Origin of the sequence: Aromatoleum toluclasticum ATCC 700605 (assembly GCF_000378245.1) — a bacterium.
Taxonomy (GTDB): Bacteria; Pseudomonadota; Gammaproteobacteria; order Burkholderiales; family Rhodocyclaceae; genus Aromatoleum; species Aromatoleum toluclasticum.
In genome coordinates this window covers 14,898-35,946 of record NZ_KB899495.1, presented here as the reverse complement: position 1 = coordinate 35,946, position 21,049 = coordinate 14,898, and the positions used below count along the sequence as shown (strand labels likewise).

Annotated in this window: 27 protein-coding genes and 1 pseudogene; 16 read left to right on the top strand and 12 right to left on the bottom strand. The window is 65.7% G+C overall.

The features are described 5' to 3' along the window. Positions 1-13 precede the first annotated feature (13 nt). The 7 genes from F464_RS0109620 (at position 14) to F464_RS0109590 (ending at position 6,383) form a co-directional block, all read left to right on the top strand. The gene (locus tag F464_RS0109620) at positions 14-928 is read left to right on the top strand and encodes an SDR family oxidoreductase (RefSeq protein ID WP_018989589.1); all 915 of its coding nucleotides are present in this window, start codon (positions 14-16) and stop codon (positions 926-928) included. 14 nt (positions 929-942) lie between these two features. Next, positions 943-1,803 (top strand): MaoC/PaaZ C-terminal domain-containing protein, encoded by an 861-nt coding sequence (locus F464_RS0109615; protein ID WP_018989588.1) that lies wholly within the window; start codon positions 943-945, stop codon positions 1,801-1,803. Between the two features lie 33 nt (positions 1,804-1,836). Continuing rightward, positions 1,837-3,000: a thiolase domain-containing protein gene (locus tag F464_RS0109610; protein ID WP_018989587.1), complete on the top strand. Its 1,164-nt coding sequence runs from the start codon at positions 1,837-1,839 to the stop codon at positions 2,998-3,000. Between the two features lie 5 nt (positions 3,001-3,005). Continuing rightward, positions 3,006-3,398 carry a Zn-ribbon domain-containing OB-fold protein gene (locus F464_RS0109605; protein ID WP_018989586.1) on the top strand — a complete coding sequence of 131 codons (393 nt, stop codon included), beginning with the start codon at positions 3,006-3,008 and terminating at the stop codon, positions 3,396-3,398. Positions 3,399-3,519: 121 nt separating this feature from the next. Further along, on the top strand, positions 3,520-5,166 hold the full coding sequence (locus tag F464_RS0109600) for an MFS transporter (protein WP_018989585.1): 1,647 nt from the start codon (positions 3,520-3,522) through the stop codon (positions 5,164-5,166). Between the two features lie 26 nt (positions 5,167-5,192). Further along, positions 5,193-5,723, top strand: coding sequence for an isopentenyl-diphosphate Delta-isomerase (gene idi / locus F464_RS0109595; protein WP_018989584.1), 531 nt, complete (start codon positions 5,193-5,195; stop codon positions 5,721-5,723). Positions 5,724-5,780: 57 nt separating this feature from the next. Next, the gene (locus tag F464_RS0109590; protein WP_018989583.1) at positions 5,781-6,383 is read left to right on the top strand and encodes a UbiX family flavin prenyltransferase; all 603 of its coding nucleotides are present in this window, start codon (positions 5,781-5,783) and stop codon (positions 6,381-6,383) included. A gap of 79 nt (positions 6,384-6,462) precedes the next feature. On the opposite strand, the gene F464_RS28150 is transcribed toward F464_RS0109590, so the two are convergent. Next, positions 6,463-7,005, bottom strand: a complete 543-nt coding sequence (locus F464_RS28150) for a MarR family winged helix-turn-helix transcriptional regulator (protein ID WP_018989582.1) — start codon at positions 7,003-7,005, stop codon at positions 6,463-6,465. 376 nt (positions 7,006-7,381) lie between these two features. Between F464_RS28150 and F464_RS0109580 the strand changes: the two genes are divergently transcribed. Then, positions 7,382-9,091, top strand: coding sequence for a thiamine pyrophosphate-requiring protein (locus tag F464_RS0109580; RefSeq protein ID WP_040394853.1), 1,710 nt, complete (start codon positions 7,382-7,384; stop codon positions 9,089-9,091). A 108-nt stretch (positions 9,092-9,199) separates the two neighbouring features. Here the strand turns inward: F464_RS0109580 and F464_RS28145 are convergent, their stop codons facing one another. From F464_RS28145 to F464_RS32125, 4 genes are all read right to left on the bottom strand, one after another. Continuing rightward, positions 9,200-9,448, bottom strand: coding sequence for a hypothetical protein (locus F464_RS28145; RefSeq protein ID WP_018989580.1), 249 nt, complete (start codon positions 9,446-9,448; stop codon positions 9,200-9,202). 46 nt (positions 9,449-9,494) lie between these two features. Further along, positions 9,495-9,866, bottom strand: coding sequence for a group I truncated hemoglobin (locus tag F464_RS0109570; protein WP_018989579.1), 372 nt, complete (start codon positions 9,864-9,866; stop codon positions 9,495-9,497). A gap of 311 nt (positions 9,867-10,177) precedes the next feature. Further along, positions 10,178-11,563: a hypothetical protein gene (locus F464_RS32130; protein ID WP_026295886.1), complete on the bottom strand. Its 1,386-nt coding sequence runs from the start codon at positions 11,561-11,563 to the stop codon at positions 10,178-10,180. Between the two features lie 14 nt (positions 11,564-11,577). Further along, positions 11,578-12,084, bottom strand: a complete 507-nt coding sequence (locus F464_RS32125; RefSeq protein WP_018989578.1) for a MalT transcriptional regulator family protein — start codon at positions 12,082-12,084, stop codon at positions 11,578-11,580. Between the two features lie 12 nt (positions 12,085-12,096). On the opposite strand from F464_RS32125, the gene F464_RS31565 reads away from it, so the two are divergent. Then, a complete protein-coding gene (locus F464_RS31565) occupies positions 12,097-12,327 on the top strand; it encodes a hypothetical protein (RefSeq protein WP_018989577.1) in 231 nt (76 codons plus the stop codon). Between the two features lies 1 nt (position 12,328). Here the strand turns inward: F464_RS31565 and F464_RS32005 are convergent. From F464_RS32005 to F464_RS0109540, 3 genes and pseudogenes are all read right to left on the bottom strand, one after another. Then, a pseudogene (locus tag F464_RS32005) lies at positions 12,329-12,406 on the bottom strand (hypothetical protein); the annotation flags it as partial. A 202-nt stretch (positions 12,407-12,608) separates the two neighbouring features. Continuing rightward, entirely contained in the window at positions 12,609-13,238 is a 630-nt protein-coding gene (locus F464_RS0109545; RefSeq protein WP_018989576.1) for an RES family NAD+ phosphorylase, read from the bottom strand. 61 nt (positions 13,239-13,299) lie between these two features. Continuing rightward, positions 13,300-13,680 carry an antitoxin Xre/MbcA/ParS toxin-binding domain-containing protein gene (locus F464_RS0109540; RefSeq protein WP_026295884.1) on the bottom strand — a complete coding sequence of 127 codons (381 nt, stop codon included), beginning with the start codon at positions 13,678-13,680 and terminating at the stop codon, positions 13,300-13,302. Between the two features lie 181 nt (positions 13,681-13,861). On the opposite strand from F464_RS0109540, the gene F464_RS0109535 reads away from it, so the two are divergent. From F464_RS0109535 to F464_RS30275, 4 genes are all read left to right on the top strand, one after another. Continuing rightward, positions 13,862-14,572, top strand: a complete 711-nt coding sequence (locus tag F464_RS0109535; RefSeq protein WP_018989574.1) for a DUF1499 domain-containing protein — start codon at positions 13,862-13,864, stop codon at positions 14,570-14,572. A gap of 215 nt (positions 14,573-14,787) precedes the next feature. Continuing rightward, positions 14,788-15,603, top strand: coding sequence for an AAA family ATPase (locus tag F464_RS0109530; protein ID WP_018989573.1), 816 nt, complete (start codon positions 14,788-14,790; stop codon positions 15,601-15,603). Positions 15,604-15,616: 13 nt separating this feature from the next. Beyond that, on the top strand, positions 15,617-16,048 hold the full coding sequence (locus F464_RS31560; RefSeq protein WP_018989572.1) for a hypothetical protein: 432 nt from the start codon (positions 15,617-15,619) through the stop codon (positions 16,046-16,048). Next, the gene (locus tag F464_RS30275; protein ID WP_232428879.1) at positions 15,949-16,419 is read left to right on the top strand and encodes an acetyl-CoA hydrolase/transferase C-terminal domain-containing protein; all 471 of its coding nucleotides are present in this window, start codon (positions 15,949-15,951) and stop codon (positions 16,417-16,419) included. Before F464_RS31560 ends, F464_RS30275 begins: the two co-directional genes overlap by 100 nt. Before the next feature lie 134 nt (positions 16,420-16,553). On the opposite strand, the gene F464_RS0109515 is transcribed toward F464_RS30275, so the two are convergent. The 4 genes from F464_RS0109515 to F464_RS0109500 form a co-directional block, all read right to left on the bottom strand. Then, positions 16,554-16,922 (bottom strand): integration host factor subunit alpha, encoded by a 369-nt coding sequence (locus F464_RS0109515; RefSeq protein ID WP_018989570.1) that lies wholly within the window; start codon positions 16,920-16,922, stop codon positions 16,554-16,556. A gap of 510 nt (positions 16,923-17,432) precedes the next feature. Next, the gene (locus F464_RS28140) at positions 17,433-17,609 is read right to left on the bottom strand and encodes a hypothetical protein (protein WP_018989569.1); all 177 of its coding nucleotides are present in this window, start codon (positions 17,607-17,609) and stop codon (positions 17,433-17,435) included. Continuing rightward, positions 17,606-17,989 carry a succinate dehydrogenase, cytochrome b556 subunit gene (sdhC, locus tag F464_RS0109505; protein ID WP_026295882.1) on the bottom strand — a complete coding sequence of 128 codons (384 nt, stop codon included), beginning with the start codon at positions 17,987-17,989 and terminating at the stop codon, positions 17,606-17,608. Before sdhC ends, F464_RS28140 begins: the two co-directional genes overlap by 4 nt. 314 nt (positions 17,990-18,303) lie before the next feature. Further along, positions 18,304-18,618 (bottom strand): gamma-glutamylcyclotransferase, encoded by a 315-nt coding sequence (locus F464_RS0109500; RefSeq protein WP_232428878.1) that lies wholly within the window; start codon positions 18,616-18,618, stop codon positions 18,304-18,306. Positions 18,619-18,909: 291 nt separating this feature from the next. On the opposite strand from F464_RS0109500, the gene F464_RS0109495 reads away from it, so the two are divergent. Genes F464_RS0109495 through F464_RS0109485 form a run of 3 tightly spaced genes read left to right on the top strand, consistent with a single transcriptional unit; the run spans position 18,910 to position 21,041 of the window. Beyond that, on the top strand, positions 18,910-20,415 hold the full coding sequence (locus F464_RS0109495; protein ID WP_018989566.1) for a ferritin family protein: 1,506 nt from the start codon (positions 18,910-18,912) through the stop codon (positions 20,413-20,415). Between the two features lie 25 nt (positions 20,416-20,440). After that, positions 20,441-20,701 carry a toluene-4-monooxygenase system B family protein gene (locus tag F464_RS0109490; protein ID WP_018989565.1) on the top strand — a complete coding sequence of 87 codons (261 nt, stop codon included), beginning with the start codon at positions 20,441-20,443 and terminating at the stop codon, positions 20,699-20,701. Between the two features lie 4 nt (positions 20,702-20,705). Next, positions 20,706-21,041, top strand: a complete 336-nt coding sequence (locus F464_RS0109485; protein ID WP_018989564.1) for a Rieske 2Fe-2S domain-containing protein — start codon at positions 20,706-20,708, stop codon at positions 21,039-21,041. Positions 21,042-21,049: the final 8 nt, after the last annotated feature.

Sequence of the window (21,049 nt, the reverse complement as noted above, 5' to 3'; positions counted from 1 at the left end):
GGGGGATACAGGAATGGAATATGGCTTGAAGGACAAGGTGGTCGTCGTCACCGGTGCGGGCAACGGCATCGGCCGCGCGATCGCGATGTACTGCGCGCAGCTCGGCGCGAAGGTCGTCGTCAACGACATCGGTACGTCGCTGTCGGGCGACGGACGCAGCGAAGGCCCGGCGAAGGAGGTTTGCGCCGAAATCGAGGCGGCGGGCGGGGTCGCAGCGCCAAGCCTCGACAGCGTCGCCGACCCGGACGGCGCGCAGCGCATCGTCAAGACCGCGGTCGAGCGGTTCGGCCGCATCGACGCGGTTGTCAACAATGCCGGGGTGCTGCGCGACAAGATGTTCCACAAGCTCGGCGTCGAGGACTGGAAGCTCGTGCTCGACACGAACCTGAGCGGCGCGTTCTACGTCGCCGTTGCCGCCGCGCCGTTCTTCAAGGAGCAGGGCTCGGGCGCGTTCGTGCATATGACGTCGCCGACCGGCGTCGTCGGCATGATGGGGCAGGCGAACTACGGCGCAGCCAAGGCCGGCATCATCGGCCTGTCGAAAGGCATCGCTCTCGACATGAAGGCCTTCGGTGTGCGCTCGAACTGCATCTCCCCGCAGGCCTTCACCCGCATGCTCGCGGGCATCGAGCCGAAGACCCCGGAGCAGGCCGCGCGGCTCGAGCGCGCGAAGCTCAACACGCCCGAGAAGATCGCGCCGCTCGCGGCCTACCTGATCTCCGACGCCGCAAAGGATGTCACCGGCCAGATCTTCGGCGTGCGCCGCAACGAGATCATGCTGTTCAACCAGATGCGCCCGATCCGCTCGGTGACCTACGGCGACGGCTGGTCGCTGCAGACGATCGCCGAGAACGCGATCCCCGCGATGCGCCCGTTCCTGACGCCGCTCGACGGCGGCGAGTACTTCGCCGCCTGGGACTCGCTCTGAGCGGAGGAAACGACATGCCCATCGACAGAGATTTTCTACTCGGCTGGAAGATGGATCCGGTCGAGGAGTCCTACACCGACCGCGAGACGATGTTCTACGCGTTGAGCCTTGGACTCGGCGCCGACCCGCTTGACGCAGGCCAGCTGCGCTACGTCTACGAAAAGGATCTCGCGGCCTTCCCGACGATGCCGGTCGTGCTGTGCCTGCCGCAGGGCTGGGCGGTCGATCCGCGCGCGGGGCTGAACTACCGCATGATGCTGCACGGCGAGCAGGGCCTCGTCGTGCATCGGCCGCTGCCCCCCGCGGGCCGCGTTCGCGGGGTCACGCGCGTCGCGGAGGTCATCGACAAGGGTCACGACAAGGGCGCGCTGCTGTATCTCGAGCGCGAGATCACCGACGCCGCCGACGGCACGCATTACGCGACCGTCAAGGGCACGGTGTTCGCGCGCGCCGACGGCGGCTTCGGCGGCTCGTCGGGACCGGTTCGCCCCGTGCACCCGATCCCCGAGGGTGAGCCCGACGCGGTGCTCGAGATGCCGACGTCGCCCCAGGCGGCGCTGCTCTACCGCCTCAACGGCGACCGCAACCCGATCCACGCCGACCCGGAAGCCGCGCGCGGCGCGAAGTTTCCGCGGCCGATCCTGCACGGCATGTGCACCTACGGCATCGCGGCGCACGCGATCCTGCGGCGTTTCTGCGACTACGACGCGGCGGCGCTGCGCGAGCTTGACGTGCGCTTCTCGGCGCCCACCTTTCCCGGTGAGACGGTCACGTTCGCGTTCTGGAAGCGCGGCAACGTCGTGTCCTTCCGCGCGCGCGTGCAGGAGCGCGACGCGACCGTGCTCGACAACGGCCGCGCGGTGCTCGCCGGCTGACGTCCGGCTCTTGACGAACGAGGAAATGACACGATGAGCATCAAACGCAAGGCTTACATCGTCGGTGCCTACGAGCATCCGACGCGCAAGGCCGACACGCTGTCGGTGGCGCGCCTGCACGCCGACGTCGCGAAGGGCGCGCTCGACGACGCGGGTCTCACGAAGGCCGATATCGATGGCTACTTCTGCGCCGGCGACGCGCCGGGGCTCGGCACCGCGTCGATGGTGGAGTACATGGGCCTGAAGGTGCGCCACATGGATTCGACCGAGTCGGGCGGCTCGGCGCCGATCCTGCACGTCGCGCATGCGGCGCAGGCGATCGCGGCGGGCAAGTGCAACGTCGCGCTCGTGACGCTCGCCGGGCGGCCGCGCGCCGCCGCGGCGTCGCTCGCGCTGCGCCCGCCCGACCCGGACACGCCGGACGTCCAGTTCGAGCTGCCGTTCGCCCCGGCGACGCAGAACCTCTATGCGATGGTCGCGCGCCGTCACATGCACGAGTTCGGCACGACGAGCGAGCAGCTCGCGTGGATCAAGGTCGCCGCGTCGCACCATGCGCAGCACAACCCGAACGCGATGCTGCGCCAGGTGGTCACCGTCGAGGAGGTCGTCAATTCGCCGATGGTCGCCGACCCGTTGCACCGGCTCGACTGCTGCGTCGTCAGCGACGGCGGCGGCGCGGTGATCGTCGCGCGCCCCGAAATCGCGAAGAGCCTGAACCGCCCGCTCGTCGCCGTGCTCGGCGCGGGCGAGGCGCCCAAGAACGCCGCCGCGGGCAAGGTCGACCTGACGTTCTCAGCCGCCGCGTGGTCGGGACCCGCCGCGTTCGCCGAAGCGGGCGTCGCGCCGACGGACATCCGCTACGCATCGCTCTACGACAGCTTCACGATCACCGTGCTCGTGCAGCTTGAGGACCTCGGCTTCTGCAGGAAAGGCGAGGGCGGCCGCTTCGTCGCCGACGGCAATCTGATCGCCGGCATCGGCCGGCTGCCGTTCAACACCGACGGCGGCGGGTTGTGCAACAACCACCCGGCCAATCGCGGCGGCATGACGAAGATCATCGAAGCGGTGCGCCAGCTGCGTGGCGAGGCGCACGAGAAGGTACAGGTCCGCAACTGCGATCTCGCGATCGCCAGCGGCATTGGCGGCGCGCTCGCGTCGCGCCATGTCGCCGGCACCGTGATCCTCGGAAGGGAGTGAGCAGCATGACCACGGTCAACAGAAAGATTATTGCCCCGCGCCCGCATCCGGAGACCGAGCCGTTCTGGCTGGCGGCCGGCGAAGGGCAGCTGCTGTTAAAGAAATGCGGCGACTGCGGCGAAGTGCATTACTACCCGCGGGCGATCTGCCCGCACTGCCTGAGCGGGCGTACCGAGTGGCTTACCGCCTCAGGCCGCGGCACGATCTATTCGTACAGCACGATGGGCAAAGCCGAATCCGCCTATACCCTCGCGTATGTGACGCTCGATGAAGGCGTGACGATGCTGACGAACCTGATCGACTGCGATCCAGCGGCGCTCGCCATCGGGCAGTCGGTGTCGGTCGTGTTCGTCCCCACCGAAGGCGGCCCGCCGGTGCCGATGTTCCGGCCGGCGTGAGCACCGAGGGGCAGAGCGTGGCGACGGCGGCCACAGTGGCGAAAGGCGGACGGATGCGCGTGCGGGCCGCGGCCCGCACGGGCCGGCTCGCGTGCGGCTCGCCACTTCCACGGAGACACGGATGAAGCGCGACACGTCGCCTGTCGCGGACGCCGGGCCGCCCGCGTCCGCCACCGTCATCGACCCTTGGGCGCCGTTGCGCCGCCCTGTGTTCCGGCTGCTGTGGATCACCGCGCTGACCGCGAACATCTGCAGCTGGATGTTCGAGGTCGCGGCCGCTTGGACGATGGCGACGATGCCCGATAGTACGCCGCTGCTCGTGGCACTCGTGCAGACGGCGGCCACCGCGCCGGTATTCCTGCTCGCGCTGCCGAGCGGCGCGCTCGCCGATATCATCGACCGGCGCCGCTACCTAATCTTCTCGCAGTGCTGGGTCACCGCCGCGTCGCTGCTCGCGGGCGTGCTCGCGGTCAGCGGCGCTCTCACGGGCAGGTGGCTCTTTTTCGTCGCGTTCCTGATGGGCTGCGGTCTCGCGATGCGGCTGCCCACCTACCAGTCGCTGATGCAGGAGGTTGTGCCGCGCGATGAGATCGCCGGCGCCGTCGTGCTTAATGGCGTCGCGCTCAATAGCTCGCGCGCGGTAGGGCCGGTCATCGCCGGCGCGATCGTCGCCTCGGCCGGTGCAGGCCAGGTTTTCCTGCTTAACGCGCTGCTGTCGGCTGTCGCGGTCTATTTTCTGCTCCGCTGGCGGCGCGACGCGTCCCCGGCGAGCAACCTGCCGAGCGAGCGCTTCATCGGCGCGATCCGCGTCGGCATCCAGTTTGCGCTCCACACGCCAGCGCTCCTCGCAGTGCTCGCGCGCGGCGCGGTTTGCTCGTTCTTCGGTGGGGCGCCGCTGGTACTGCTGCCGGTCGTTGCGAAGAACCAACTGCAGGCCGGCCCCACGACTTACAGCCTGCTCGTATCGTGCTTCGGCTTGGGGGCACTCGTGCTCGCGCTGGTGCTCGGCCGCGTCCGCCGGCGCGTGTCGCGCGACCAACTGCTTGCGAGCGCATGGACGCTGAGCGCCGCCGCGACCGCCGTCGTCGGCCTGTCGTCGAGCGCATATGCCGTCGGCGCTGCAATGGTCGCCGGTGGCTTCGGCTGGATGGCTGCGTTCAGTGCGTTCCAGGTCGCCGCGCAGATGGCGCTGCCGCGCTGGGTCGGCGGCCGCGGTCTCGCGCTCGTGCTGATGGCGCTGTGGGTCGGTATGGCATTTGGCGGCGCGGTATGGGGGCAGCTTGCGACGAAGGCGGGCGTGGCGACGAGCCTGTTGACTGCCGCGGTGACTTCGCTCGTCGGCCTCGCGGCGACGTGGCGGCTGAAACTTGACGGGCACGGCGACGGCGACCTGACGCCGTCGCCGTACCGCCGCGCGGTCAAGCTCGCGGTTCCGCTCGAACCCGCGCAGGGCCCGGTGATGGTGACGGTCGAATACCTGATCGATCCCGGGCGGGCGGTTGACTTCCTCAAGCTGATGCAGGCGAGCCGGCGCACGCGGCTGAGAAACGGCGCGATGTCGTGGGCAATCTTCCGCGACGTCGCGCATGCGGGCCGCTACGTCGAGCAGTTCATCGACGAGAACTGGCTCGCGCACCTGCGGCATCGCGAACGCGTGACCGCCGCCGAGCGCGCGATCGAGAACCGCAAGCTCGCGTTCCACGTGGGCGAGCGCCCGCCGCTCGTCAAGGCCTTCGTCGGCGCCGATGTGCCGAAGGGGCCGGGCTGAAAGCGACGGCACCGGGAGGGAAGAGAATGGAAGATCGGGTCATACTCGTCGATGAGCACGACGCCGAGATCGGCACCGCGGGCAAGCTCGCTGCCCACGTCGACGGCCGGCTGCATCGTGCGATCTCGGTGTTCTTGTTCGACGCCGCCGGCCGGCTGCTGCTGCAGCAGCGCGCCGCGGGCAAGTACCACTCAGCGGGACTGTGGAGCAACACCTGCTGCAGCCACCCGCGCCCCGGCGAGCCGCGTGCCGCGGCCGCGCGCCGGCGCCTGCGCGAGGAGATGGGCATCGACTGCGCGCTCGAGGAGCAGTTCGGCTTCGTCTATCGCGCCGTGCTGCCGAACCGGCTCATCGAACACGAGTACGACTATGTGTATTTCGGGCGTTTCGACGGTTCGCCGACCCCGGCGCCGGAGGAAGTCGCGCGCTGGTCATGGATGGACCTCGCGCGGCTGCGCGCCGAGCTGAAGGCGCGGCCGGACGCGTACACCTACTGGCTGGGCGACTGCTTCGAGCACGTCACGCGATCCTTCGAAACAGGGTGGGTTTTACGTTGACTTTGATTTTGTAATCTCATACTGTGAGACTTATTATAACGGGCTGGAGGTGGCAAGATGAAACGTCTGATCATCGGAATTTCTGGCGCATCCGGCGCAATCTATGGGATTCGTGCGCTTGAAGCACTGAAGGAATTCCCGGATATAGAGACTCACCTCGTGATGTCGCCTTCGGCCCGACGCACCATTCACGACGAAACGGACTGGACGGTGGAGCAAGTCGAGTCGCTCGCCGACGTCGTCCATCCGCACCGCGACATCGGTGCCGCGATCGCGAGCGGCTCGTTCCGCACCATGGGGATGCTCGTCGCTCCGTGCTCGATCAAGACGCTGTCAGGCATCGTCGCGTCGTACAACGATAATCTGTTGACGCGCGCGGCCGACGTGTGCCTCAAGGAGCGGCGCCGGCTCGTACTGCTTGTCCGCGAGACGCCGCTGCACCTCGGCCACATCGAACTGCTCGCGCAGGCGACGCGTTACGGTGCAGTGCTATTGCCGCCGATGCCGGCGTTCTACAACCGGCCACAGAGCATCGACGACATCGTCAATCAGAGCGTGGGCAAGGCGCTCGACCAGTTCGATATTCCGCACCGGCTGTTCCGCCGCTGGAAGGAACCGGAGTCGGGCGAGCTCGCGGCGCCGCTGAAGGTGGCGGTCTGACGGGAGCAAGCCCGTCCTACCGCGTCCGCTCGGACGGACGGTTGCATTGGCTGAGGTCGGGCAGCTGCGCGGCGACCGCTCAGGCGCCGCGGCGCCGGGCGGGCCGCGCGGGTTTGGCTTCGGAAAAATCGAATCGGCCCGGCCGGTGTTTTCCTTCGAGAATCGCCTCCGCGTCGATTACGGCGCCATGTCGTTCGAGTAAGTTGACGAGCAGTTGCATCAGCTCGTCCCGCTGCGACGGCGGCAGGATCGCCAGGACTCTTTGCCGCGCGCGCTCCGCGGCGGGCGTGACCTCCTCGAGGAGTCGCTCGCCCGCTGCCGATAGTTTCAGCTGCATGCGCCGCTTGTCGTGCGGATTGGGCCATCGCTCGAGAAGCTTACGCTCTTCGAGCAGCCGGATTACGAGGCCGACCGTCGAGCGATCGAGGCCGGTGAGACGGCCGAGCGCGATCTGGTCGACGCCGGGGTGTGTATGAAGGACGTAAAGCGCACTGAACTGCGACGAGGTCACGTTGAACTCGCGGCACTCCTCGATGAAGATCGCCGCGGCGACCTGATGGCAGCGCTTGAAAAGGAAGCCGGGACGGCAGTAGAGATCATCGAGTTTGGAGGGGGCGGTCATGAGAGGAGCGCGGCCGCGGTGCTGCGGCCGTCATCGGCAGACGTCGGATGATCAATTTAGCTCAACTTGCCGCTGCCGCGAAGAGGCGTCTCGTTGTTTCTCCGACGGTGCCTCCGCCATCGGACGGCGTGGACCATTCCCGGCGCGGATCTTCGGCGTGGGCGCGCGAATCGTGACGGGTGGTCGGTGTCGCCGCCAGCGGGTTCGACCGGGATCGCGCCTGCGTGCCTGCATAATTGACATACGTCTGACGAAAAGTTCAGAATATATTGAAATATAAACAACTTTATTTCGCAGCAATCGTTTGAGCGGCTCGGACGGAATCGGTAGCTGACCATACGACAACCTTCCGGGGATGCCCGGCACGGAGGAAACGATGAACAGAACGACCGCGCATTGGTTTCTCGAAGGGCTTCAGGAGGCGGGGATCGAGTACCTCTTCTGCAACCTAGGCACCGACCACGTTCCGCTCATTGAAGAGATCGCGCGCTGGCGCGAGTCAGGACGTAAAGCGCCGACGGTGATTCTCTGTCCGCATGAGAATCTCGCCGTGCATATGGCTGGCGGTTACGCGATGTGCACCGGCCGCGGGCAGGCGGTTCTCGTGCATGTCGATGTGGGCGCCGCGAACGCGGCAATGGGGCTGCACAACTTGTTCCGTACGCGCGTGCCGGTCCTGCTGTTCGCGGGCAAGGCTCCGTTTTCGCAGCGGGGAGAACTGCTCGGGACGCGCGACACCTACGTGAATTTCGTGCAGGACCCCTACGACATGGCGAGCCTCGTGCGGCCCTACGTGAAATGGGCCTACGACCTGCCGTCGGGAGTAGTCGCCAAGGAGGTCGTGCGCCGCGCGCATTCGGTGATGCACAGCGACCCGCCGGGGCCGGTGTTCCTCACCGCCGCACGCGAAGTGCTGGCAGCCGACTGCCCGAACGAGGCGGGCCGCAGCTTCGGTGCCGAGCGCTACGGTGCCGTGGCCGTTGGCGGCGTCGACGACGCGACGGTGATCGAGATCGCAGATCGGCTGCTCGCCGCCCGAGATCCGATGCTGATCACCTCTTATTCGGGGCGCAATCCGGCCTGTCCGCCCGTCATCGACGAACTGGCGCGGCTGACGGGTATGCGCGTGTACGAGTCGAATCCGACCTATCTGAACATTCCGCACGACTCGCCGTGCTTCGGCGGGTACTCGGCTTCGCCGGCGATTGCCGACTGCGATTTCGGGCTGCTCGTCGATGTGGATGTGCCGTGGATTCCGAAGTTCGCGCGGGAGAACCCGGCGACGCAGTGGGTGCACCTCGACGTCGACGTCATCAAGAAGGACATGCCGATGTGGGGTTTCCCGAGCCACCTTCGGATTCAGGCCGACAGCTGCCGCGTGCTGCGGCGACTGCTGGAAGTGGTGCGCGACAGGGCTTCGGACGATTACCACCGCGCCGCGCAGGCCCGGTTCGCCGAGCTCGCGAAGCGGCGGCAGGCCGAGGCTGCGCAGGCTGCTGCTGACGCGCAATGCATCTCGGAGCCGATGTCTGCGGCGCATGTGGCCGCGCGGCTGAACGAGGTCATCGACGACGAGGATATCGTCATTCTCGAGGCGATCACCAACGTGTTGCCCGTGCTCGGCCAGATCCGCCGCAACTGCCCCGGTACACTCTTCGGCAACGGCGGAGGCGGGTTGGGATTCGGTGCCGGCGCGGCGCTGGGCGCGAAGCTCGCCTACCCTGAGCGCACCGTTTTCCATATCACCGGCGACGCCAGTTTCTGTTTCTCGGGGCCGACGCCTGCCTACATCGTCGCCAGGGAGCGGAACCTGCCGATCTTCACGATTGTGCTCGACAACGGCGGATGGGGTGCCGTCAAGGGCGCGACGCTCAGGGTCTATCCTGATGGGGCCGCCCGGGCCGGCGGAGATTATCAGGCGGCAATCGCCGACGGTATTCGCTACGAAAAGGTCGGGGAGGCGGCCGGTGCCCACGGTGAATGGGTCGATGACCCCGCCGCCCTTCCCGGCGCCATCGGACGCTGCATGCGGGCGCTGGCGGAGGGACGATCAGCCATCCTCGTGGCGCGGATCAGGTCGATCTGACATCGTCGACACAGAACTAAATTGTCGTGTGGAAGGAGAAGAGTTGAAGTACGTTGTACCCGTAAAGGATGTGTGAATCGCCCCGGGTTTCCTAGACACCCTTTTGCCTCACAATGAGGCGTCATGGAGGTGTTCGGCCTGGATGAGCGTGACCTGGCGGTCGGAGGGTGGCTGCCCGGTACGCGGCTGGCGCGCTGCACGGTCGCCGTCGAGTCCGAGGCCGGCGATGGCTGTCGCGGTTTCGGCCAAGCGGACCGGCTCATTCCGCGCGGCGCGCAGATAGATCGCTTCGATACGCCCCGGGCGAGGAAAGGTGGCCATCAGGCGCTGGAGCATGGAGTCGTTCGACGTGGCCATGCGATGCCCCAAGCGCCAGATCAGTCGTGCTCCGATGCGTCCTCAGTCATGCCTCCACCATGTCCGACTTCGTGCTCTGTACAAATGCCAGCACGTCGTCGCATTCGGCTTGCGGGACTTGAAAGGCGTCCAGCGTGGCATTGAGGTGCCCGATGAATGCCGACCAGTCGCTTTCACTGATCTTCATGCCCTTATGGGTGATCTTCATGTCTCGTCCGGTGTAGTACAGCGGGCCGCCCGCACTCGAACACAGAAAATCTACCAGGAGCTGCTTTTCACGACTTATGCCATCGTCGCCTCGATGCAGCCAGAAGCGCCCCAGTTGCGGGTCCGCCTGCAAACGCGGCAACAGATCATTGCAGACGGCCGCAATGGCGTCATAGCCGCCAAGACGTTCATAGAGCGTTTTCGCAGTCATCGACTTGTCTCCTTCTTGTTGCGATTGGACATGACTTCGATGTTCGGGGACCGCCTTGCTCCCCGGCACCGAACCTTGTGGGATTGATTCAACTTAGACGATGGCCCCCTGACCGCAACCGGAATCTGCAGCCGCGGATGCGTCGCTGGAGTCGACCCGACGCTCTTCAGTGCATCCGGTAGGTGCCGATGCCGGCGTCGTACTGCATCTGCCAATCGCTGAACTGGTCCGCCGGCATGGGTTTGGCCATGTAATAGCCTTGACCGGTGTCGCAGCCGAGGGCGACCAGTTGATTCCACGCCGATTCGGTTTCAACGTCCTCTGCGACGACTACCTTGACGCGCGCCGCAGCCCACTAGCGGTTGAGCAGCCCCGCGCGCTTGGCCTTGAAGATCGCCGCGGAGCGGTTGCGCACCCGCAGCTTCATGAAGAGGTTGTGCAGGTGCCACTTCACGGTGCCCACCGTGAGGCCGAGGCGATCGGCGATCTCCTGGTTCGACAGTCCGCTGTCGAGAAAGCCCAGCAACTCGATCTCGCGGCTTGTCGGCGCGTCGAGTTCGAAGCTGTCGGCGGCGGCTTCCTGCTGCGGGGGCAAGGGCGGAACCGAGGCGCTGGCGCAGGTCGGCGAAGAAGACGAACTCCTTGTCGTTGACCAGGGGCCAGTTCTTCTTCGGGTCGGCCATGATGAGCGGCTGGATCACGTCGCCATGTTCGATGAAGGGCTGCAGGAGGCGGCGCGGCGCGGCGATGCCGATCGCGCGCAGCAGCGTCTTGGAGGCCTGCGCAGCATGGCCGGTCGCGGCCTCGATCTGCAGGCGCGTGAGGAGCAGGTGCACCTGCCAGGTGGCGCAGGGCGATTTCAGGGCCGAATGCAGCTCGATGTCGGTGGCTGCAAGGGCGGCCTGGAAGTCGCGTTGGGCGATCAGCCAGGCGATGCGCGTGTCGTGGACGAAGGCGAGGTCGCCTTCCTCGATGTCGATCAGCGCGTCCAGGCAGGACATCCAGCCGAGGCCGTATTCGCTGCCGGTGCGGCTCATCGAGTTGCGCGCGAGCATGATGGCGCAGCGGGCGGCCGGAAAGTCGAGATCGGCGACGGCGGAAGTGCCGACGACGCAGGCGACGCCGGAGCTCTCGAAGGGATCGAGGCCGTCGTCGCTCTCGAGCCAGCGTTCGCCGCGCATTCGCGCTTCGGGAACCCGGTCGAGCGAGAACAGGATGATCGAGAGCAGGATGATCGAGAGCAGGGCCTGCTTGCGTCCCGGCATGCGGTCGGCAACGAGGTCGTCGCTCTTCGTGCCGAGGCGCATCGCCGCGAGCACGCGGTAGGCCTTCTCGTACTGGCGTGCGAAGAGCATCGCCCAAACGTACCAGTAATGCGCTTCGTCGGCCGGGAAGGGCTCGATCTCGAGCAGGCGTTCGTAGGCGTTGATGTAAAAGAGGTGACGGCCCTCGTCGCGCACCAGGCATTGGGCGCGCCCCGCGAGGATGTCGCTGGCCTGGGCGCCGTCGCGGATCGTCAGCGCCAGTTCGAAGGCATCGCGGTATTCGCCGTGCTTGCGGCACCACTGCACGGCCCGCCCGAGCACGGCGTGGCGTTCGGCCTCGCTGCGGGTGGCGCGCGATTCGCGGCGCAGGTAGTCGCTGAACAGGCCGTGGAAGCGGAACCAGCCGGGGCGGTCGGCGGCCGGGAAGATCATCAGGTTGAGGCGGATCAGCTCGGCCAGCCTTCGGTCTGCGTGTGGATGATCTTGGCCTGCTCCGGCGACAGCGGGACGGGATTCGAGCTTGAATCGAACAGGCTGCGGATCTCTTCGCTGCGCAGGCTCAGGTCCGACGCGCCCAGTTCGCGCAATCCGTCTTCGAGGCGGATGCGGTGGAAGCTGTCGATCGGCAGTTCGACCGAACTCACCACGATGCGCAGTCGCGTCTGGCGGCTGAGCACCAGGCGTTCGATGCGATTGCCGAGCTCGCCATCGCGATTCGCGTCGAAGCCGTCGATGAGCAGGACGACATCCTCTTCGAGCCGCTCGGCGGCTTGCAGGATGGCGTCGATACGCGCGTCAATCTCGATCATCGGCACGCCGTAGAACATCATGCCGGCGCCTTCGGTGTCGCAGCCTAGCAGCCGCTCGATGTGCGCGACGGCGGCGGCGAAATCGGGGCGGCCTTCATCCAGCTCACGAGGCGGCCGACACGTGCCGCCGGATGCGCACGACAACAGGAGACGAAATTGCGCACACGTCGCGTCAAGAACGTTGCGCCGATGCTAGACCCGGGCGATCCCGGCTGGGCGTCGGTGTCTGTCGAACAGGTGTCGATGATGTCGACGCCGCTGGCGATGCAGCCCACCCCCTATATCCGCAATTCTTGGGAAGGCCGCGAGTACGGGCGCGTCGAGGCGCTCGAGGTGGCGAGCGTGCATGACGGTAAGCCACTCGAGCGACTGGTTTGCCATCGATGATGTACGTGGCGTCGGCACTGACGACCGTACCACCGTGAGTTGTGCGGTCCCCGCAGCGGATGATGGGGCGCTTGGCCATGTGGGCTCCTTTTGCCGTACGTTCTCGATTGCCATTTCACCCTGAGCGTTCGAGCATCGGTCCAACGTAGCATTGATAGTTCGGGGCTGACGTGGCACGAGGTTTGAAGGTGAAATAATCGTATGGCATTATCGCCGCGCATGGCGTGGGCACACCGGTATCGATGTCGAGCAAAGCGTCCGCTTGCCTTCGGCAACCGATCCTAAGCCGCAAACTCGAACAGCCAGTTTTCTCCCGACAGTTCGCGTTGCCACACGACACGGTGCGGCGGGTTGATCAGAAGCATCCAGCTTTGCTGAGTGTTGCGATACGGATCCGCAACGGCCTTGAAGACGTCCGGGGCGAGCAGCGCGAGGCAGTAGCCACCGGGATTGCGCACGGATTCATAGCGTATGGCTTCGACGTCGGCCTTGCGCGCCGCCTCGGCCAGTTGCTGAGTCGCGGAATAGTCGGACGGGTGCATCCATTCCGCGCGGTCTTCGACCAACCGAGGTGTCGAGAGGTCCAGGGCCCGTCGCGTCGCCGCGAAGAATTCGAAGAGCGTGATGGACACAGATTTCGACTGTCCCTGCAGGAACTCGCTATCGGTCCAGAAGCGAAGTCGCCAATAGCTGCTTTCCGCGCAGGCGGTTTGTCGTTCCTCCGCGCCATAGAACACACCGGGATCGTGTCGCCGGCGGAAGCGTGAACCTCCCGGCAGCGGCCAGTAGCGGAAAGGCGTCGCGAGTAGCCAGTGCAGTCCCTTTGTCGCCTCGGGAAGCTGGGGCTTGGCTTCTTCGAGGATGTCTTCGAGCACAGCCTGATGGACGAGATCGCCGCCGACGAGAGCCATCGTGGCGACCTTGTGCTGGGCTTCGACGGCGCGCCAGCCCGAGCCGGACCACGGCTGGACTTCAGACGCGAGCGCGGTAGGCGTCCAGGTATTCGCAGACATGGATAAGACCGTCCACACGCTTGATCAGATCGATCGGGCGCTGACCCGGAAAAGCCCGGTTCGGAGAATGCAGCCAGCCGCGAGCGAGGTTGTCGTCGCCGCCGACCAGGGAAAACAGCGATCGGTAGAGTCGCACGACGAACGCGGAGAGTTCCCACTCCTTGGTCGAGGCACGCAGACCGTATTCGCCCTTCAGCAGGCGCGAGGCGGTGGGTTGACTGACGCCGATGATCTGCCCGAGGTCGGTGGGGCCAATGTGGAGCCGCTTTGCGGCTTCACTCACCGCCTGTCCCAGCACGCTCGCGCGATCGGCTGGGGAGGGAGCGGATTGCTTTCGCACGGCATTCTCCAGAATTAATAATTGCAGTTTTATTCTAGTGGATATGGTCGCCCAGGTCCACCCGATGTCTCGGCTTTGACCGCCACGGCAATCTCAACCCATAGGGGCATACTCTAGATTCAGGTGCAACATCGAGTAAGTTCATGCCGCAACGGAGCCAAGCACAGAGGAGGCCGCCACCATGAAACTGTCGCATCTCACGCTGGCCGTCACGCTGCTTGGCGGCATGACGATGTTCGTGTCGGGTTCGGGCACCCGTTTCGGCCTGTGGCCGTTCCCGGTCGGTTTCCAACTGCTGACCTGGGCCGCCTTCCTTGGCCTTGCTGCGGCGGCGGTGGGGCTCGCGGGGTTGCTGCTGCCGAAGCTTCGGGGCGGACAATCCGGGGTGTTCGCCGTTTCGCTGGTGCTCGGGCTCGCGGTTGCGGCGATACCCGCATACTGGCTGCAGCAGGCCCGAACGCTGCCGGCGATTCACGACATCAGTACCGATGCCGGCGATCCTCCGGCCTTCGCCGCGGCGCTCGCACGGCGTGGCGAGACGGCGAATCCCGTGATCGACCGCAGCATGGAGGTCGCCGAAGCGCAACGCCTCGCGTATCCTGACATCCAGCCGCTGACCGTGCCCTTGGCACCGCCCGCGGCGTTCGCGCGGGCGGTCACGGCGGCCAAAGGCATGGGCTGGGAGCTCATCGCGCAGGATGAAGCCGCCGGCCGCATCGAAGCCACGGCGACGACGATGTGGTTCGGGTTCAAGGACGACGTCGTCGTCCGCATCACGCCATCGGGCGGCGGCAGCCGCATCGACGTACGTTCCGTGTCGCGCGTGGGCGTCAGCGACGTCGGTGCGAATGCGAAGCGGATCCGCGCGTACTTGGCAAAACTCCGCAGATAGGTGGCCGGGGCGGCGTGCATGCCGCCCCACGTCCCGGTGCCGCGATGCGGGCGCGCCTGCACGGCCGGCGCTCTTGCGAAATGGCGCCGGCTGGGTTGATCGCGTCGCCGGTTGACCGCGCGCATCTTTGCCTTCCTAACTATCGGTAGGGGGGCGATTGCGCGGCTAGGGCTAACTTCTCCATCGGAAGAGGTCGATAACGATGGAGACAGGCGATGCAGGTGGCCTTCAGTGCGGATGAGTGGCGGACGGTGGAGCAGCCTTACTACCTGCCGAGCGGCAATGAGATCGAGGTGTTCCAGGCTGAGCATCGCCAGCGGCTGCCGCTGATGTTGAAGGGGCCGACGGGTTGCGGCAAGACGCGGCTCGTCGAGCATATGGCGACCCGGCTCGGGGTGCCGCTCATCACGATTGCCTGCCACGAAGACATCACCGCGGCCGATCTCGTCGGCCGCTACCTGCTGCACGGGGGCGAAACGGTGTGGGTCGACGGGCCGCTGACGCGGGCCGTGCGCCGCGGCGCGATCTGCTATCTGGACGAGGTGGTCGAGGCGCGGGCCGATACCACGGTCGCGATCCATCCGCTGGCGGACCACCGCCGCGAGCTGAACCTCGAACGGCTCGACGAAACGCTGCACGCGCCCGACAACTTCATGCTGGTGCTGTCGTACAACCCCGGCTACCAGAGCGTGTTGAAGGATCTGAAGCAGTCGACGCGCGAGCGCATGGTCGGCATCGAATTCGATTATCCGCCGGCCGAGCGGGAGATCCGGATCCTGATGCAGGAAAGCGGCATCGACCAGGTGCACGCGGTGGAGCTAGTCACGCTCCCCCACGCGATCCGCGGGCTGGACGCCAGCATGTTGCCGGACGTCTGCTCGACGCGCACCTTGGTCAGTACCGCACGCCTGCTGTGCGAAGGGCTCTCCTCGCGTGCTGCGGCGATGGCGGCGATGTTGCTTCCGCTGTGCGACGACGCGGAAGTGATGCGCGGGCTGCGCGAGGTGGTGAATACCTACCTGCCCGACTGAGCGGGAGGAGACGATGGTTGCCTCGCCAATCAACACCCATCCGCTAAGGATGCTCGCGGCTGCCGTCGCCGGGTCGCCGGTGGCGATCAGCCACCTGACCGAGCCGGGCGCGCGTTGCTGGACCGACGGCGAACGCATTTACCTGTCGGCCGAGCGCCAGGCGGGCGAGGGCGGGCGCGAACTGCTGGTGCAATGTGTCTTGCTGGCCGGCGGGGCGCTGAAGGCGGTGGGCCTGCGGGCATTGGTCGGCAGCATCGAGCAGCGGCAGCGTTTTCTCGTGCTGGAAGTCGAGCGTTGCTGCGAACGGATCACCGAGCGTTTGCCGGGGGGATTACCGTCGGCGGCATGCCCGCTTTCGCTGCGGGCGCGAAGTTGTCGAGCAACGGTCGGGCGGTTTTCGCTCTGCTTGCCAGCGCATCCGGCGGCGCAACCTCGCGCATCGTAGCCCGTCTCGATACAACATCACTCGTCGGCGCGCCGCGCCATCTCCCCGATCTGATCGTGACTGAGCACGGCGTCGCCGACCTTCGTGGCGCCTCGCTCGGAGAACGCGCGGCGCGCCTTGTCGCCGTTGCCGATCCGAGGCACCGCGAGCAGCTCAGGGAGGGGTGGCGGGGGTGCAACAGTTCATCTGAATGTGAACACGTAGAGCTCGCACTTTTGGGTCGTGCATCTTTTGCGCCTCGTCCAGCGCTTCCATGCCAATCGGCGCCTTCCGCCTGCAAGTCACGGAACTGGATTGACTTAAGACGTTCTGCTCGGGCTTTATTCTCGATCGCAGCGGCGGCGGCTTCATGCGCCTTGTCGAACCGGTAATACATCGCTGCCATTTTCAGGGGCTGGCCCTGTTCATTACTGAATGCGAGCGACAGGACGCGCCGCCGGAGGTACTCCTTGCTACTATTGTCCGCTTGCGGGTCGCGGGTACTGGCCCTCACTTTGCTCGCGGCCTACATGAATTCCTCGACCTCACGCAAAGAACTCCGCGTTGCACCAGTCGGTGCGGTCGCCGTACCGGTTGCCCCCGACGATCGATTGCCCGGGGCAACTGCAAGTTTGAGCTTGTTACTGGGGTGAAACACCACCACGCGGCGCGCGCTGATGAGCGCCGTTTCGCCCGTTTTTGGATTTCGTCCGGGACGCGCACGCTTTTCACGCAGCTCAAAGCTGCCAAAGCCCGACAACTTGACCTCCTGCCTGCCGACGAGTGCCCCGGCAATTTCCTCGAAGAACGCTTCGACCATTTCGGCGGCTTCTCGCTTGTTGAGACCGATGGCGGCAGCGATGTCTTGGATGAGATCAGCCTTGGTAAGGGTCATGGTGGGGTGACTCGCGCGACGTAGAGGGATATTGCTACGAGCATAGTAATCGATGCCTTCAGCAGCTGCAGAAAGGACTGCCTCAACAAGACCACCGCAGGATCGACGGCGAGAAGGTGAGGGGACGAGAGGGGGCGCCGAACCGGGAGTGCTGCAGTCCGAGCGGCCGTGCGGCTGCGATTGCCGGTCGATTCGAGGGGGATCACTGAGCAACGCGCCGTGGTGATTGACGTTAGATTAGGATAAAGAAACAGTTCAAGTTACGCTCGACGACCTTTCAAAACTCCGCCGTTGTTCCGCGCGGTTATTGGGTTTGGCGAGACGTTGTTTTGAAAGGAAAGTGACGTAAGTGTTTGATTTGGCGGTTTAGGACACAGTCTTGTGGCTCCAGGTGTCACCGGTTCGATCCCGGTATGTCGCCCCAAGTAATCAAGGACTTGGGGAAAGTAGGCAATCTACAAATCGCCAATCGTTCTACAAAACGGCTCGCTGAAAAGCGAGCCGTTTTCACTACAACAGTGCGATCAGCGGCCCTCCCAGCACGCCGCCGGCGAAGGCGCGCCACGCGGAGAAATCGAGCTGCGACGCAAAGGGCTGTGCAAACACGCCGCACACGATCAGCACGAGCAGCAGCAAGGCGCTGATGCGCTGGACCACCCAGGCCCGCTGTCCGTCGAACAGCCTCATGTCAGCCCCCAGACGAGAAACAGGGTGAGCGCGGGCGCGGCGGCCAGGACCAGGCGTGCACTGGCACGAGCGTTGGCAAGCTCGCGGCCCATACCGACGTCCATCAGCAGGTGGCGGACTCCGGCCAGCACGTGATGCACGAGCGCCCACAACAACAAGGCCGCCGTCGCGACCCGGAAGGGCGACGAAAGCAGATCGCGCACCGCAGCGAATCCCGCCTCGGTGCGCAGTGAGGTGTCGAGCAGCAAAGCCACGGCGGGCAGGGCCATGAACAGCAGCACCCCGGCCACGCGATGCGCGATCGATGCGATCGCGCCGATCGGAAAGCGGATCTGCGCCAGATTCAGAAATACCGGCAAGCGACGAGAATGCCTGGCCATGTGGGCTCCCGAGCAGTTCAAATCGTCGCCGGTGGCGGCGGAACGGCTCTTACGGAACCATAGACCACAGGCTGGGGCCGCGCCGGCCGCTGCTATGTCCGCGCGCCTGACGCGGAGCGCCTTTGGATTCCGGCCGACATGCTGTCGCGGATATCGATGCGTCCTGCCGGATGCTTGGCACCCGGCACTCGATCTGCCCCTTTCCCTCTATTCCTTCGCATTTTAACTATGAGGGCAAAGACGCGTCCGGTTGCGGCGCGGTGGCGGCTTGCCGTCCGGGGACCCCGGTTCGCGGCGAGGCGATCCGACTCCCGTCAGGAGCCGATGCCGACGAGGCCGGCGAGGCGTCGAACGTAAGCGTCATTCACCCCCAGTCGATCGAGTTGCTCGACCGCTTGCCGCAGGTAGTCGTGGTCGGTGTCGCGGTTGCCGCAGGCCTGGGCGATCACCGCGGCCACGTCGCGCAGCGGCATCGCGGGGGCATGGCAAGGGGAGCAGGGCTCGGAGACGAGGACGAGGGCGTCGAGTTCGTCACGGGGCGTCGAAATACGCAGGATCCTGGCTTGATAGCCGCCGAAGATCATTTCGCGGCGCCACAGGATGCGCATCTGCTGCACAGCAGCGTGCACGCTTCGGCTGGGCGCCGCCCCTCGTGGTCAACCAAAAGGAAACAATTGAGGTCGCCTGCAGTCCCCTCGGATTTTACCAACTGGTGAAAATCCCCCACTTTTAGATGACTCGGTAAATCCTCCCTTTATTTGCCTGGAGAGATCGAAGTTCATGTTCCACAACGGTTTCCGCTCGGTCTTCGAGACGCTGCAGGGCCTTCGGCGTGGCGTGTGGCATCGCCCTTGCTGAACTGTCCTGGCCTGCGAGTCGCAATAGCGGCCGCAGGCACCAACAACGAGAGGAGACATTACATGGGACTGTTAGAACGCTCCGACTGGTACGACCTGGCTCGTACCACGAACTGGACGCCGAAGTACGTCGCCGAGTCCGAGCTTTTTCCCGACGTCATGACCGGAGCCCAGGGCGTGGCGGTGGAAAAGTGGGAGGCCTACGACGAGCCCTACAAGACGTCGTATCCCGAATACGTGCGGGTGCAGCGCGAGAAGGATGCCGGAGCCTATTCGGTGAAGGCGGCGCTCGAGCGCAACCGCCTGTTCGAGGACGCCGATCCGGGGTGGCTGTCGATCCTCAAGGCGCACTACGGCGCGATCGCGCTGGGCGAGTACGCGGCGATGAGCGCCGAGGCCCGCATGACGCGCTTCGGGCGCGCGCCGGGCATGCGCAACATGGCGACTTTCGGCATGCTCGACGAGAACCGCCATGCGCAGCTGCAACTCTTCTTCCCGCACGAGCACTGCCCCAAGGACCGCCAGTTCGACTGGGCCCACAAGGCGTACCACTCCAACGAGTGGGCCGCCATCGCCGCCCGCCACACCTTCGATGACCTCTTCATGGCGAGGAGCGCCACCGAGATCGCGGTGATGCTCACCTTCGCCTTCGAGACGGGCTTCACCAACATGCAGTTCCTCGGCCTCGCGGCCGACGCCGCCGAGGTGGGCGACTTCACCTTCTCCAGCGTCATTTCGAGCATCCAGACCGACGAGTCGCGCCATGCCCAGATCGGCGGCCCGGCGCTGCAGGTGCTCATCGCCGACGGCCGCAAGGCCGAAGCGCAGAAGCTGGTGGATGTCGCCATCGCCCGGGCGTGGCGCCTGTTCGCGGTGCTCACCGGTCCGTCGATGGACTACTACACGCCGCTCGCGCACCGCAAGCAGTCGTTCAAGGAGTTCATGCAGGAGTGGATCGTCGGCCAGTTCGAGCGCTCGCTCATCGACCTCGGCCTCGACCTGCCCTGGTACTGGGAAAAGATGATCGCCGAGTTCGACTACCAGCATCACGCCTACCAGATCGGCCTCTACTACTGGCGGCCGACGCTGTGGTGGAACGCCGCCGCCGGCATGAGCCCGGAGTCGCGCGACTGGCTGGAGGAGAAGTACCCGGGGTGGAACGACAGCTTCGGCAAGGTATGGGACGTGATCACCGAAAACGTCCTCGCCGGCCGGATCGACCTCACCCTGCCCGAGACCCTGCCGGTCGTGTGCAACATGAGCCAGCTCCCGATCTGCGCCATCCCCGGCAACGGCTGGAACGTGCGCGACTATCCGCTCGACTACCAGGGCCGCAGCTACCACTTCAACTCCGAGATCGACCGCTGGGTGTTCCAGCAGGATCCGGTGCGCTATCGCGGCCACATGACCCTGGTCGACCGCTTCCTCGCCGGCCAGATCCAGCCGGCGAACCTTGCCGGCGCCCTGCAGTACATGAACCTCGCGCCCGGCGAGATCGGCGACGACGCCCACCAGTACGCCTGGGCCGAGGCATTCCGCAACAGACCCTACGACAAGAAGGCCGCCTGAGGCGGCTCCCCCCGGAGGATGACAAATGGCTCTGTTCCCGCTCATTTCCAATTTCCAGTACGACTTCGTCCTGCAGCTCCTGCCCGTCGATAGCGACAACACCATGGACGAGATCGCCGCTGCGGCGGCCCACCACTCGGTGGGGCGGCGCGTCGCCCCGCAGCCGGGCAAGGTGGTGCGCGTGCGCCGCCAGGGCGCGAGCGAGTTCTTCGCCCGCGACTGCCGGTTGAGCGACACCGACGTGCGCCCCATGGAAACCCTCGAATTCATTTTCTGCGAGGGCTGAGGCGATGACATTCGAAAAAGTGTGCTCCCTCGACGACCTGTGGGAGGGCGAGATGACCGAGGTCGAGGTGGGCGATCACCTGATCCTGCTGGTGCGCCCCGAAGGCGGCCCGCCGCGGGCCTTCCAGGGCATCTGTCCACACCAGGACATCCCGCTCGTCGAGGGCAAGTTCGACGGCCGCGTGGTGATGTGCCGCGCCCACCAATGGACCTTCGACGCCGCGACCGGCCAGGGCATCAACCCCGGCGACTGCCGGCTCGCCGAATACCCGGTGCGAATCGAAGGCGACGACGTCTATGTGGCAGTGGAGGGGGTCGAGCCCCTCTTCGCCCACAGCTGAATCAGGAG